The organism is Sphingopyxis sp. SE2 (assembly GCF_032227185.1).
Classification (GTDB): Bacteria; Pseudomonadota; Alphaproteobacteria; order Sphingomonadales; family Sphingomonadaceae; genus Sphingopyxis.
The window spans coordinates 764,697-777,632 of sequence record NZ_JAPMXW010000001.1 but is presented as its reverse complement, the minus strand read 5'-3'; the positions used below and the strand labels follow the sequence as shown (position 1 = coordinate 777,632).

13 protein-coding genes are annotated in these 12,936 nt (G+C 65.3%); 9 read left to right on the top strand and 4 right to left on the bottom strand.

Translation table 11 applies throughout. The annotated features are described in order from the left end of the window. Positions 1-69: 69 nt before the first annotated feature. Both OVY29_RS03580 and OVY29_RS03575 read left to right on the top strand, forming a co-directional pair. Positions 70-1,257, top strand: a complete 1,188-nt coding sequence (locus tag OVY29_RS03580) for an acetyl-CoA C-acyltransferase (RefSeq protein ID WP_313910943.1) — start codon at positions 70-72, stop codon at positions 1,255-1,257. Positions 1,258-1,451: 194 nt separating this feature from the next. Beyond that, positions 1,452-1,919 (top strand): hypothetical protein, encoded by a 468-nt coding sequence (locus OVY29_RS03575; protein ID WP_037557069.1) that lies wholly within the window; start codon positions 1,452-1,454, stop codon positions 1,917-1,919. Between the two features lie 58 nt (positions 1,920-1,977). On the opposite strand, the gene OVY29_RS03570 is transcribed toward OVY29_RS03575, so the two are convergent. Further along, entirely contained in the window at positions 1,978-2,442 is a 465-nt protein-coding gene (locus tag OVY29_RS03570; RefSeq protein ID WP_037557070.1) for an SH3 domain-containing protein, read from the bottom strand. 127 nt (positions 2,443-2,569) lie between these two features. Between OVY29_RS03570 and OVY29_RS03565 the strand changes: the two genes are divergently transcribed. Next, positions 2,570-3,568, top strand: coding sequence for a D-glycerate dehydrogenase (locus tag OVY29_RS03565; RefSeq protein WP_313910942.1), 999 nt, complete (start codon positions 2,570-2,572; stop codon positions 3,566-3,568). A gap of 65 nt (positions 3,569-3,633) precedes the next feature. Here OVY29_RS03565 and OVY29_RS03560 read toward each other — a convergent pair whose 3' ends face one another. The 3 genes from OVY29_RS03560 to OVY29_RS03550 all read right to left on the bottom strand — a co-directional run bounded on the left by OVY29_RS03560 (position 3,634) and on the right by OVY29_RS03550 (position 7,232). Further along, positions 3,634-5,037: an NAD(P)H-dependent flavin oxidoreductase gene (locus OVY29_RS03560; protein ID WP_037557071.1), complete on the bottom strand. Its 1,404-nt coding sequence runs from the start codon at positions 5,035-5,037 to the stop codon at positions 3,634-3,636. 84 nt (positions 5,038-5,121) lie between these two features. Then, the gene (locus OVY29_RS03555; protein ID WP_409581452.1) at positions 5,122-6,324 is read right to left on the bottom strand and encodes a glycosyltransferase family 4 protein; all 1,203 of its coding nucleotides are present in this window, start codon (positions 6,322-6,324) and stop codon (positions 5,122-5,124) included. Then, entirely contained in the window at positions 6,297-7,232 is a 936-nt protein-coding gene (locus OVY29_RS03550) for an alpha/beta fold hydrolase (protein ID WP_409581451.1), read from the bottom strand. The genes OVY29_RS03555 and OVY29_RS03550 overlap by 28 nt, the downstream gene beginning before the upstream one ends. Before the next feature lie 112 nt (positions 7,233-7,344). On the opposite strand from OVY29_RS03550, the gene astD reads away from it, so the two are divergent. The 6 genes from astD (at position 7,345) to OVY29_RS03520 (ending at position 12,819) form a co-directional block, all read left to right on the top strand. Next, complete coding sequence (gene astD, locus OVY29_RS03545) at positions 7,345-8,790, top strand: succinylglutamate-semialdehyde dehydrogenase (protein WP_313910939.1); 1,446 nt, start codon at positions 7,345-7,347, stop codon at positions 8,788-8,790. 118 nt (positions 8,791-8,908) lie between these two features. Beyond that, on the top strand, positions 8,909-9,706 hold the full coding sequence (gene cobA, locus OVY29_RS03540) for a uroporphyrinogen-III C-methyltransferase (protein WP_313910938.1): 798 nt from the start codon (positions 8,909-8,911) through the stop codon (positions 9,704-9,706). Then, positions 9,694-9,990 (top strand): DUF2849 domain-containing protein, encoded by a 297-nt coding sequence (locus OVY29_RS03535; protein WP_313910937.1) that lies wholly within the window; start codon positions 9,694-9,696, stop codon positions 9,988-9,990. The genes cobA and OVY29_RS03535 overlap by 13 nt, the downstream gene beginning before the upstream one ends. 1 nt (position 9,991) lies before the next feature. After that, positions 9,992-11,626 carry a nitrite/sulfite reductase gene (locus OVY29_RS03530; protein ID WP_313910936.1) on the top strand — a complete coding sequence of 545 codons (1,635 nt, stop codon included), beginning with the start codon at positions 9,992-9,994 and terminating at the stop codon, positions 11,624-11,626. Further along, positions 11,619-12,041, top strand: coding sequence for a DUF934 domain-containing protein (locus OVY29_RS03525; RefSeq protein WP_313910935.1), 423 nt, complete (start codon positions 11,619-11,621; stop codon positions 12,039-12,041). Before OVY29_RS03530 ends, OVY29_RS03525 begins: the two co-directional genes overlap by 8 nt. Then, positions 12,034-12,819, top strand: a complete 786-nt coding sequence (locus OVY29_RS03520) for a phosphoadenylyl-sulfate reductase (protein WP_313910934.1) — start codon at positions 12,034-12,036, stop codon at positions 12,817-12,819. Before OVY29_RS03525 ends, OVY29_RS03520 begins: the two co-directional genes overlap by 8 nt. The last annotated feature ends 117 nt before the right edge of the window (positions 12,820-12,936 follow it).

The window sequence follows — 12,936 nt, the reverse complement described above, 5'->3', positions numbered from 1 at the left end:
CCCCTTTCGCAATTGCAGCGAAGCCGCTAATCGGGCCGCCGACCAGTTTTCCCTACGGAGTCTTTTGCCATGACCGCCACCGATCCCGTCGTCTTCCTCTCCTATGCGCGCACCCCGATAGGCAGCATGCAGGGCAGCCTGTCGGACGCGAGCGCGACCGACCTCGGCGCGACTGCGGTGAAGGCGGCGGTCGAGCGCGCAGGCGTTTCGGGCGACGATATCGAGCGCATCTATATGGGCTGCGTGCTGCCCGCCGGGCTCGGCCAGGCACCGGCGCGTCAGGCCGCGATCAAGGCGGGTCTACCCAAGTCGGTGCAGGCGACGACCGTCAACAAGGTTTGCGGCTCGGGCATGCAGACGGTGATCATGGGCGCCGAAGCGCTTGCCGCGGGCAGCGTCGACCTGATCGTCGCGGGCGGCATGGAATCGATGACCAACGCGCCTTACCTGCTCAAGAAGCATCGTTCGGGTGCGCGCATCGGCCACGACACCGCCTATGACCATATGTTCCTCGATGGGCTCGAGGACGCCTATGAGGCGGGCCGCGCGATGGGCACCTTCGCGCAGGACACCGCCGATGCCTATCAACTGAGCCGCCAGTCGCAGGACGACTATACGCTGACTTCGCTGAGCCGCGCCAAGGCCGCGATCACGGACGGCGCCTTTGCCGCCGAAATCGCGCCGGTGACGATCACGGGGCGCAAGGGCGATATCGTCGTCGACACCGACGAAGCGCCGGGCAAGGCGATGCCTGACAAGATCCCGACGCTGCGCCCCGCCTTTGCCAAGGAAGGCACGATCACGGCTGCTACGAGTTCGTCGATTTCGGATGGCGCCGCTGCCGTCGTGCTGACGCGTCAGTCGGTCGCCGAGGCGAAGGGCGCGAAGCCCGTCGCGCGCCTCGTAGCGCACGCCGCGCACGCACAGGAGCCCAAGGATTTCACCGTCGCTCCCGTCGGCGCGATCAACAAGGTGCTGGCGAAAGCCGGCTGGTCGATCGGCGACGTCGACCTGTTCGAAGTCAACGAGGCCTTTGCCTGCGTCGCGATGTTCGCGATGCACGACCTTGGCATTCCGCACGACAAGATCAACGTCCACGGCGGCGCGACCGCGCTGGGCCATCCGATCGGCGCCAGCGGTACGCGCATCATCACGACGCTGATCGCCGCGCTCCAGCGTCACGGCAAGACGCGCGGCATCGCCAGCCTGTGCATCGGTGGCGGCGAAGCGACGGCTGTGGCGATCGAGCTGCTCTAAATCGGAAACCGCGAAAAGTTGCATGGCGCCGTCGCGAGAGGGCGCCATTTCGTCGTTATGGTCACGACAAATTGCGACAGTAATGACCTGAAAATAAACGCGGCATTCTGGGTCGGTTCAAATCGAATCGCCTAGACCATTTCTTGTCATCGGGCAGATCCCCTCCCCCTGACGGATGAAAAAGGAATGGCACAATGAAGAAGACCAAATTTCTCGCCGCCGGCCTGATCGCCGCGATGATGGTTCCGGCCGTCGCGCAGGCACAGACCCGCGATATCCGCGAAGAGCGCCGCGACGTGCGCGAAGAACGCCGCGAGCTGCGCGACGCACAGCGTTATGGCGATCGCGGCGACGTCCGCGAAGAACGCCGCGAATATCGCGATGCGAAGCGCGACTATCGCGACGAGGTCCGCGACTGGCGCCGTGATACGCGCTACCAGAATTATCGCGCGCCCTTCCGCTACCAGCAGTTCCGCGTCGGCTCGACGCTCCGTTCGAGCTATTACGCACCGGCCTATCGCCCGGCTTGGGACAGCCGCTGGGGCGTGCCGCGGGCGGGTCGCAGCCTGACCTATGTCCGCCACTATAACGACCTTCTGCTAGTCAATACGCGCAGCGGCAAGGTCGTGCGGGTCTATCGCAACCATTTCCGGTGGCGCTAACCGCTAAAGACAGGAAGGGCCGGACGAGCGATCGTCCGGCCCTTTTCGTATTGGCCGATCAATCGCCCCAGATATGGTCGGTCTGGATCCAGCCCTTGCGGCCCTGGACGTCGAACAGGCACCAGCCGTTCTTGCAATCGCTGATCCGGCCGACGACGCCGGGCTGAGCGCGATAAGCGACTGCTGCGGACACGCTGGCGTCCTCGCGCATCGCGCGGATTTCGCCGGTGACGATCGCGGTGCGGGTGCGGCTCAAGAGGCGCGCCGCCATCCAGCCTTGCGTCCCGTCAGGATCCTCGACCTTGCGCCAGTTTTCATGGCGCGCGACGACCTTCACCGGCAAATCCTTGCGCCGATACTCCCACATCACGGGGACATGAGGCGACGGCCCCTTGCGCATCCGCGCCTGGTCGACGCTGATCGACGCCCAATAGGGCACTTCGACATCGGATTGGGATTGTGCGGCGGCCGGTCCCACACTGGCCATCAGCACGGCGGCGGCGAATATATGGCGGCTGGTCATCGCTTTGCCTTGTCAAACTCATATCCGCATTTCAACCGCTCACCGCGCAAAAGGCTGCGTTCATCCCCAGCCTTTTTTTCGCGCCGCGGCCCTTGACCGCCGTGCGCGGGCGCGCTCTATCGGCGCCATGCCTGATTCATCTCGCCCCAAGCGCCCGCGCGTCATCGTCACCCGCCAGTTGATGCCACATGTCGAGGCGCGCATGGCCGAATTGTTCGACGTCGCATTGTCGGCGCATGATCGCGCCTTTACCCGCGGCGAACTCAAGGCCGCGGTCGCCGATTGCGACGTGTTCGTGCCGACCGTGACCGACGAGATCGACGCCGAGGTCATCGCCGCGGCGGGCGAGCGGCTGAAGCTGATCGCCAATTTCGGGGCGGGCGTCGATCATATCGACCTCGCCGCCGCGCGCGCCAAGGGCATCATGGTGTCGAACACGCCGGGCGTCTTTACCGAAGACACCGCCGACATGACGATGGCGCTGATCCTCAGCGTCCCGCGCCGCCTAGCCGAGGGCGAGAAATTGATGCGATCGGGTAAATGGGAAGGCTGGGCACCAAGCACGATGCTCGGCCACCGGGTCGGCGGCAAATTGCTCGGCATCATCGGCATGGGGCGCATCGGGCTCTCGGTCGCACGGCGCGCCCGCGCCTTCGGCCTCTCGATCCATTATCACAACCGAAAGCGCCTGCCCGAAGCGATCGAGGAGGAACTCGGCGCGAGCTATCATGCGAGCGTCGACACGCTGCTCCGCATCAGCGACGTCGTCACGATCCACTGCCCGCACACCAATGAAACGAACGAGATGGTGAGCGCGGCGCGCATCGGCGCAATGAAGCCGACCGCCTACCTCATCAACACCGCGCGCGGCGAGATCATCGACGAAAAGGCGCTGATCGCGGCGCTGCAGACGGGCCGCATCGCGGGCGCCGGGCTGGACGTCTATACGCACGAACCCGCCGTCGACCCCGCGCTGCTCGCGCTCGACAATGTCGTGCTGCTCCCGCACCTCGGCTCGGCGACGATCGAGGGCCGCGAAGCCTCGGGCGAGAAGGTCATCGCCAATATCCGTGCCTGGTGCGACGGCCACCGCCCGCCCGACCAGGTGCTGGAAGGGTGGGCCTAGGGGTCGCCGGTCCCTGCCTATACCGCTCTGGATTACTTCGCTACGCTCGCAATGGCGGAAGTGTCCTAGTCCCCCGTCAGAATCCGATCCACGAGCTGCTTCACCGTCGGGGTGAAATTGTTCGAATAAAAGGGATCGGTCTTGAAGTTGAACGCGGCGTGGCCGGCGAACATCAGATTCTGTTCGACGTCGCCGCCGTGCGCGATGTCCTGCAGCGTCTTCTGGATGCAGAAGCTGCGCGGGTCGGCGAGGTAGCCGGTCGAATAATCGTCATGGTCCTTCCACGACGAAAAGCCGCAATGCGACAAGCAGCCCATGCAATCGGCCTGATCCTTGCGGATCATCGCCTTGTCGGGCTCAGTCACGAAGACGACCGTATTGTCGGGGGTCTTCAGCGCCTCGGTATAGCCTTCGGCAAACCAGTCGCGCGCGCGCGCCCTATCGTGCGGCGTGACCCAGAAATTCTTGCCCTTCACACCAACGTCGAGCTGGACGATATGGTCGCCCGCTTCCTGCTTCGAATAGGGGATTTGGCGTTCCGAGCGCGCTTCGAGGTCGCGCAGGAACGGGTTGCGCACCGCGCTCGAATAGAAACCGGTCGGCGAAAAGCGATGGAGCAGCACGTCCCCGTCGTCGAGTGTGCGGAGGCGATCCTTCCATTCTTGCGGGATCGGGCTTTCCTCGGTCAGCAGCGGCCGAGTGCCATATTGGAAGGCGATCTGGCCGAGTTCGGGATTGTCGATCCAGTTTTCCCAGTCGCGCAGATACCAGACGCCGCCCGCCATCACGATCGGCACATCGTCCGAAATCCCCTCGGCGCGCATCGTGTCGCGCAGCGCCTTGACGCGCGGATAGGGATCCTGCGGCACCAGTGGATCTTCGGCGTTCGACAGGCCATTGTGGCCGCCGGCGAGCCACGGGTCCTCATAGACCACCGCGCCGAGCAGGTCCGACACCTTGTGATAGGCGCGCTTCCACAGCGCGCGGAACGCACGCGCCGAGCTGATGATCGGCAGATAGAGCACATTGTGCCGCTGAGCGATCTCGCTCAGCTTGTAAGGCATGCCCGCGCCGCAGGTGACGCCGGCGACAAGGCCCTTGGTCCGCTCGAGCACGCCTTCGAGAATCTGCTGCGCGCCGCCCATTTCCCACAGCACGTTGATGTTGATCGCACCCTTGCCGCCCGACACGTCATAGGCGCGCTCGACTTGGGCGACCGCACCCTCGATGCCGTATTGGATCAACTCTTCGTGGCGTTCTCTGCGCGTCAACGCGCGGTAGATTTGCGGGATGATCTTGCCCTCGGCGTCATAGCTGTCGGCATTGACCGCCGAAACGGTGCCGATGCCACCCGCCGCGGCCCACGCGCCGCTCGACATATGGTTGGTCGCCGACACGCCCTTGCCGCCTTCGACCAGCGGCCAAACTTCACGCCCGCCATAAAGGATGGGCTTCAAACCTTTGAACACTCTAAACCTTCTCTCTCTCCGCCGATCCACGCCTGCGAACCGGCCCCCAATCCCGCTTGCGTAAGCGGAAATTGGCCCCCGTTGTCAATCGAAGCCGACCCAGCCACCGCTGAACGGCCCATAACCTTCCAGCGCGCGAGCATAGAGCTTTTCATAAGCGCCGACCATCATAGATTCGTCGAACCGTTGCACGGCGGCGTGCCGGTTCGCGGCGCCGACTTGGGCGCGCAGCGCGGCATCTTTGGTCATCCGCAGCAGTGCCGCGCGGAAAGCGGATTCGTCCGCCGCGACATAGGAACGGTTGGCGTCCGAAATCATCGCCGCGACATCGCCGACCGCCGGACTGACGACGGGCAGCCCCGCCGCCATCGCCTCGATCACAGCGATCGGCGCCTGTTCGCTGAGTGACGAGAGCGCGAGCAGGTCGAAATGGCCGATCCAGCGCGCGGGTTCGGCCATGAAACCGGGCATGATCAGGCGGTCCGCCATCCCGCACGCCGCCGCCTCGGCGACGATCGCCGCACGCTCGGGCCCCTCGCCCACAATGACGAGCCGGACATTCGCCGGCAGCGCCGCCACTGCGCGCACGAGGCGCGGCAAGTCCTTGACCTTGCGCAGCCCGGCGACGGTGCCGATTACCACCTCGCCGTCGCGCCGCTCGAAGCCCGGGATCGGCTCCGATGGCCCCTTGGCATAGGCGGCGACGTCGATGCCGTTGCGGATCAGATGAATGCGGCCGCCCGCCTTCCACTCATCGGTCGCGATCCGCTGAAGCAAGGTCGACGGGACGATGACCGACTGTGCGGTGCGCAGCGCCACGCGGCGGAACAGATTGCGTTTCCAGTTGCGCCGGACGCTTTCGTCCTCGTTGAACCCGTCCTCGTGATGGATCAGTTCGGGCATGCTGTGCCACCGGCGCGATACCTGGACCCGGCGCGCCATCACCCCGTCCATCGCGCCCCAATTATAGCTCAGAACCAGCTCGAACCGGGTCATATAATCCGCGAGTTCACGGTAGCGCGCGAGCGACGGCCTGCCGTGCAGCGGCGGCGCATCCTCAGGAAAATCGACGACAATCGCCGGATCGATCGCGTCGCGCGCGCCGAGCGCGTCGGGCATCGCCGACAGGATCGTATGGTGCGCCCGATCGCCCATCAGGTTCATCAACCGGACGGCGCGCGCCTCCTTGCCGCCGAGCGAAAAGCTCGAATGAAGGTGCAGGATACGGATCGGCCAGGGCGTGTCGGGCTCGTCGGCGCTCACGCTTGCGGAAGCTCCGCAGCCCATGCGTCGATCGCAGCACGCGCCTCGGGCTCGTCCATCGTCGGCGCATGGCCGACCCCGGGCACCTCGACCAGCCGCGCCCCCGGAAGTTCGGCCGCCATCTTCGCGCTCGCCGGCCGCGCCAATATGTCGGACAGTTCGCCGCGCAGGATCAGAAGCGGAATGCCGGCGAGCGCGCGATAGGCCGGCCACAGGTCGACGCCCGCATCGCCGCCGTTCGGAACGCGCAGCGGCGCCGCGATCTGCTTGTCATAATCGGTGACGATGCGCCCCTCGGGGGTCAGCTTGTGCGTACGCTTGGTCAGCCGCAGCCAGTCGCGGATATCATAGCCCGGATAGACTGCGCCGTTGAGTTCGGCGAAGGCGCGCGCGGCATGAATCCACGTCGGCTGACTGCCGCCCGCGCCGATATAGTCGCGGATGCGCTCGATCCCCGCGGTCTCGAGTTCGGGGCCGACATCGTTGAGCACCGCGCCGACGATCCGGCCGGGCAGCGTCGCCGCCATCAGCATCGCGACGAGCCCGCCGAGCGAGGTGCCGATCGCCGCGAACCGCTCGATCCCCAATTCGTCGAGGAGCGCGACGACATCCTGCACATAGGTCAGCGGAACATAGGTCATCGGATCCTTGGCGTAAGCGCTGTCCCCACGCCCACGGAATTCGATGACGATCACCTTGCGATATCGCGCCACATGCGGCGCCAATTCCTCGAAATCGCGGGCGTTGCGCGCGAGGCCGGGCATGCACAGAACCGGCGGCAGGACCTCGCTGCCTTCGGGGCCGACATAGACGCGCGCGTGCAGGCGGACGCTATCATGCGACCACCAATATTGGTCCGACCAGTCGCTGCGGTTTTCCTGCTGGGCCAATATGCCACGTCCCCTTGTTTGTCTCGCTATTGCCTCGCACATCCCGTGTCCGGGACTCGGCCCCGTCTACCACGCCGGGCGGCGCAAGCAATGCGCGGTGCCGGTGCCGCACAGGTTGCCGCAGCCCGCTTTCGCCGATAAGACGCGGGCGACCATGAGCGAGCCTTTGATTTCCTTCGAACCCGCAACCGGCGAAGAGCTCTGGCGCGGGCCGGTCAGCGACGTCGATGCCGAAGTCGAAATCGCCCGTCGCGCCTGGCCCGAATGGGCGTCCAAGCCCGTCACCTTCCGCACCGAAACGCTGCGCCGCTTCGTCGACCGGGTGAAGGCCGAGGGCGAGGCGCTCGCCGACCTGATCGCGCGCGAAACGGGCAAACCGCTCTGGGAAGCGCGCACCGAAGTCGAATCGGTCGCGAACAAGGTTGATATTTCGGTGAAGGCCTATGCCGAACGCACCCCCAATCGCCGCATTGAGGGCGCGATGGGGCTGCGCAACGCGGTGCGCCACAAGCCGCACGGCGCCGTAGCGGTGCTCGGTCCCTATAATTTCCCGGCGCATTTGCCGAATGGCCATATCGTTCCGGCGCTAATCGCGGGCAATTCGGTCGTCTTCAAACCGTCCGAAAAGACCCCGGCGGTCGGCGCGAAGCTCGTCGAGCTGTTTCACAGCGCGGGCGTGCCGCAAGAAGTCCTCCGCCTAGTGATCGGCGGGCCCGACACGGGCAAAGCGCTCGCGGGGCACGAAGGCATCGACGGACTGCTCTTTACCGGCTCGGCGCGTACCGGGCTTGCGCTCAACCGCCAGTTCGCGGGCCAGCCGGGAAAGATGCTCGCGCTCGAAATGGGCGGCAACAACCCGATCGTCGTGTGGGACACCGCCGATATCCGCACTGCGGCGATCCTCGTCGTCCAGTCGGCTTTTCTGAGCGCCGGGCAGCGGTGCAGCAATGCGCGGCGGCTGATCGTGAAGGACGGCCTCGCCGACGCGCTGATCGACGAGGTTTGCAATCTCGCGAACCGGTTGATCGTCGATCACCCGCACGCCGATCCCGCCCCCTATATGGGGCCCGTAATCGACAATGAGGCGGCGGACGGCCTCACCGAAAGCTTTCTGATCCTGATGTCGAACGGCGGGCAGGTGATCCGCCACATGACGCGGCCGGTCGCGGGTCGCCCCTTCCTGACCCCGGGCATCATCGACGTGACCGCGATGCGCGAACGCCCCGATATCGAGCTGTTCGGCCCGCTGCTGCAGGTCGTCCGCGTCGAAACCTTCGAGGCCGCGATTGCCGAGGCGAACAATACCGCTTTCGGCCTGTCGGCGTCGCTGATCGGCGGCACGCCGCAGCTTTACGACCAGTTCTGGGCCAATGCGCGCGCCGGGGTGATCAACTGGAACCGCCCGACCAACGGCGCTTCGTCGGCTGCCCCGTTCGGCGGCATCGGCCTGTCGGGCAACCACCGGCCAAGTGCCTTTTATGCCGCCGACTATTGCGCCTATCCGGTCGCAAGCTCGGAAAGCGATGCGATGCGCGCATCGATCGGCGTGGGCTTGCGCGATCCCGAGGGATCGCAGCTGGTGACGAAGAAATATCTCTGACACCCGTCGTCACCTCGCATCAAGTCCCGGGTGACGAAATGTTGGGGCAATTTTACCTTCACCACCGTCAATAAAGCCTGCTTTGCGCTTTCCGGGCGCACAAACCATGTTCGCAAGCATGGAAAAGTCTCCCTCTCCTGCGGGCAAGCTTTGGCTCGTCGGCGCCGGTCCCGGCGATCCCGACCTGTTGACGCTGCGCGCCGCGCGCCTGCTCGAAAGCGCCGATCTCGTCGTCCATGACGGGCTCGTCGGCGAGGGCGTGCTCGCGCTGATCCCGTCGCACGTCGAACGGATTTCGGTCGCCAAACAGCGCAGCCGCCACACGATGAAGCAGGAGCTGATCAACGAACTCATCGTTCGCGAGACGCTCGCCGGCAAGCAGGTCGTGCGGTTGAAAGGCGGCGATCCCTTCATCTTCGGCCGCGGCGGCGAAGAGCTCGACGCGGCGCGCGAAGCCGGTATCGCCTGCGATGTCGTTCCCGGCATCACCGCCGCCGCGGGCTGCGCCGCGCAGGCCGGTCTCCCCCTCACCCACCGCGAAGATGCGAGCGCGGTCAGCTTTGTCGCCGGCCAGTGCAAGGATCTGACCGATCAGGACTGGTCGGGGCTCGCGGGCCACGGCCGCACGCTCGTCATCTATATGGGCCTCGCGACCGCGCACGCGATTGCCGACAAGCTGATCGCCGACGGTGTCTCGCCGGGCCTGCCCGTCGCGGTCGTCGAGCGTGGGACCACTGCCAACGCGCGCGTGCTCCGCACTTTGCTCGCCGATCTCGGTGACCTCGTCGCGCGCGAGAAGGTCGCTAGCCCGGCGCTAATCATCGTTGGCAAGGTCGCGGCGCGCGCCGACGCGCTCGATTGCCTCGGCGCGCCCGGCGTCGCCAATAATCTGAAGGATATTGCATGCGAATCTTGACTGGCAACGACCTGAAATCGGGAGCTGTCATCTGGTGGGCCGGCCGCGACTGGTCGCTCCACGTCGAGGATGCCGTCGACGTCGGCGAACATGGCGAGGCGGTGCTGGCGGCCGAGGACGGCGCCAGGCGGGTCAACGGCGGATATATCGTGGATGCCGAGGCGACCCCCGAAGGCCCGCGCCCCGCGCATATCAAGGACCGCATCCGCGCGCTCGGCCCCACCGTGCGCCCCGACCTCACATTGAAACCCGCCGATCCCACGGCCGGCGATTGGGTGATCTGACATGTACCAATATGACAAGTACGACCAGAGCATGGTCGATGCGCGCGTCGAGGAATTCCGCGATCAGGTGCGCCGCCGCATCGCGGGCGACATCAACGACGACCAGTTCAAGCCGCTCAGGCTGAAGAACGGCCTCTATCTTCAGCTCCACGCCTATATGCTGCGCGTCGCCATCCCCTATGGCACATTCAACGCGCTGCAGATGCGCAAGCTCGCTGACATCGCGCGTAAATATGACCGCGGCTATGGCCATTTCACGACGCGCCAGAATATCCAGTACAACTGGATCAAGCTGGAAGAAGCGCCCGACATCCTCGCCGAGCTGGCGACGGTCGAAATGCACGCGATCCAGACGAGCGGCGAAAGCATCCGCAACATCTCGGCCGACCAATATGCCGGCGCCGCCGCCGACGAGATCTGCGATCCGCGCCCCTGGGCCGAGCTGATCCGGCAGGCGACGACCTTTCACCCCGAATTCAGCTATTTGCCGCGCAAGTTCAAGATCGCAGTGATTTCGGCTGCCGAGGATCGCGCCGCGCTGCGCTGGCACGACTGCGCGCTGCGCATCGTCCGCAACGCGGCGGGCGAGGAAGGCTTTGAAGTCTATGCCGGCGGCGGCATGGGGCGCACCCCCTTCATCGCTTACAAGATCCGCGACTTCCTGCCCGCGCAGCAGATTTTCTCCTATCTGCAGGCGATCCTTCGCGTGTGGAACCTCCACGCGCGGCGCGACAATATCCACAAGCAACGGATGAAGATCCTCGTCCACGAACTCGGCGAGGAGGAATTCCGCCGCCAGGTCGAGGAGGAGTTTCAGACCTTCCTCGCGCTCGGCACCGATTTCCCGCAGGCCGAATATGACCGCATCGCGGAATATTTCACGCCGCCGCCGTTCGAGACCGGTCTCTCGGACGAAATCGATCGCAGCGACCCCGACTTCGCCTTGTGGGTCGACCGTCAAGTCGTGGCGCATAAGGCGCCCGGCTATGCGATCGCCAACATCAGCCTGAAACCGATCGGCGGCATCCCCGGCGACATTTCAGCCGAGCAGATGGACCTCGTCGCCGACCTCGCCGAACGCTACAGCTTCGACGAAATCCGCGCGACGCACGCGCAGAATCTCGTGCTGCCGCACGTCCGCAAGGCCGATCTCTACGCCGTCTGGCAGGCGCTCGACGCCGCGGGCCTTGCGAACGTCAATCTCGACCTCGTCACCGACATCATCGCCTGCCCCGGGCTCGATTATTGCACCCTCGCCAACGCGCGCTCGATTCCGCTGGCGCAGAAGATTTCGGAGCGTTTCGCCAATATGGAGCGTCAGCTCGACATCGGCGAGCTCAAGATCAAAATCTCGGGTTGCATCAACGCCTGCGGCCACCATCATGCGGGCCAGATCGGCATCCTCGGCGTCGACCGCAAAGGCACCGAAAACTACCAGCTGCTGCTCGGCGGCTCGGGTGCCGAAGACACGTCGCAGGCCAAGATCACCGGCCCCGGCTTCGACGAAGCCGGGATCGTCGATGCGGTCGAGCGCACCGTCGAACGCTATCGCGAACTGCGCGAGCCCGGCGAACGTTTCCTCGACACCTATCGCCGCGTCGGCCTCGACCCTTTCAAGGAGGCCATCTATGGCTAATTTCCGTTACCGCGACGACCAGCCGCACGAAGAGCCGGCGGTCACCCTCGACGCCTTTCTCGAACAGACCGACGCGACCGCGGTGCGGCTCGAGGCGGGCGAGGATGCGCGACGGCTGATCCCCTTTCTGGACCGTTTGCAACTCATCGAAATCTCCTTCCCACGCTTTCGCGACGGGCGCGGCTTTTCGAGCGCGCGCATCCTGCGCGAGTCCGGCTACAAGGGCGAATTGCGCGCCGAGGGCGATGTGCTGATCGACCTTCTCTTCTTCATGCGGCGCTGCGGCTTCGACAGTTTCTCGTCGCAGCATTCGCTCAACCCCGCCGACGTCGAGGCGGCGCTCAACCGCTATTCGCATGTCTATCAGGATGCGACCGACGAAGCGGTGCCGATCTGGAAGCTGAGGCATGGCTGAGGTGAAGGCCGAACCCCGCTCCCGCGACCGGATCGACGTGGCGCCGCGCTTCACGCAGGCCGACGTCATCCGCCTCAACAACCTCTTCCGCGGCCAGGACGCCGCCGAAGTCGTCGCGAGCGTGATCGGCGCGGGACTGCTCGGCGAGACCGCGATCGTGTCGAGCTTCGGCGCCGAAAGCGCGGTGCTGCTGCACCTCGTGACGCGCGCCGCGCCCGACATGCCCGTGCTGTTCCTCGACACCGGCAAGCATTTCCCCGAAACGCTCGCCTATCGCGACACCCTCGCGGCGAAGCTGGGTCTCAACATCGTCAACCTGACGCCCAACGCCGAGGAACTGGCGAAGAAGGACGCGACCGAACTGCGCTGGTCCTACGACCCCGACGGCTGCTGCGAAATCCGCAAGGTCAAGCCGCTCGAAAAGGCGCTGACCGACTTCGACACGTCGATCACCGGGCGCAAGGGTTTCCAGTCATCGACGCGGCAGGGGCTCGCGCGCTTCGAGCTCGACGGTTCGACCGGCCGGCTCAAGTTCAACCCGCTCGCCAACTGGACGCGCGAGATGCTCGACGATTATTTCGCCGCGCACGACCTGCCGCGCCACCCGCTGGAAGCCGAAGGCTATCCGTCGATCGGCTGCTCGCCCTGCACGTCAAAAGTCAAGCCGGGCGAAGACCCGCGCTCGGGCCGCTGGCGCGGCTGGGACAAGACCGAGTGCGGCATCCACAGCGAAGTGACGCCGATCGACGACGATCCGGCGAACGACCCGGCGTTCTGATAGCTGACCTCCAAATCCGTTTGTGCTGAGCTTGTCGAAGCACCGTTTTTTCCGCGTGCACGCCAGCAAGAAAGAGCGGCCCTTCGACAAGCTCAGGGCAAACGGTGTTGGATATCA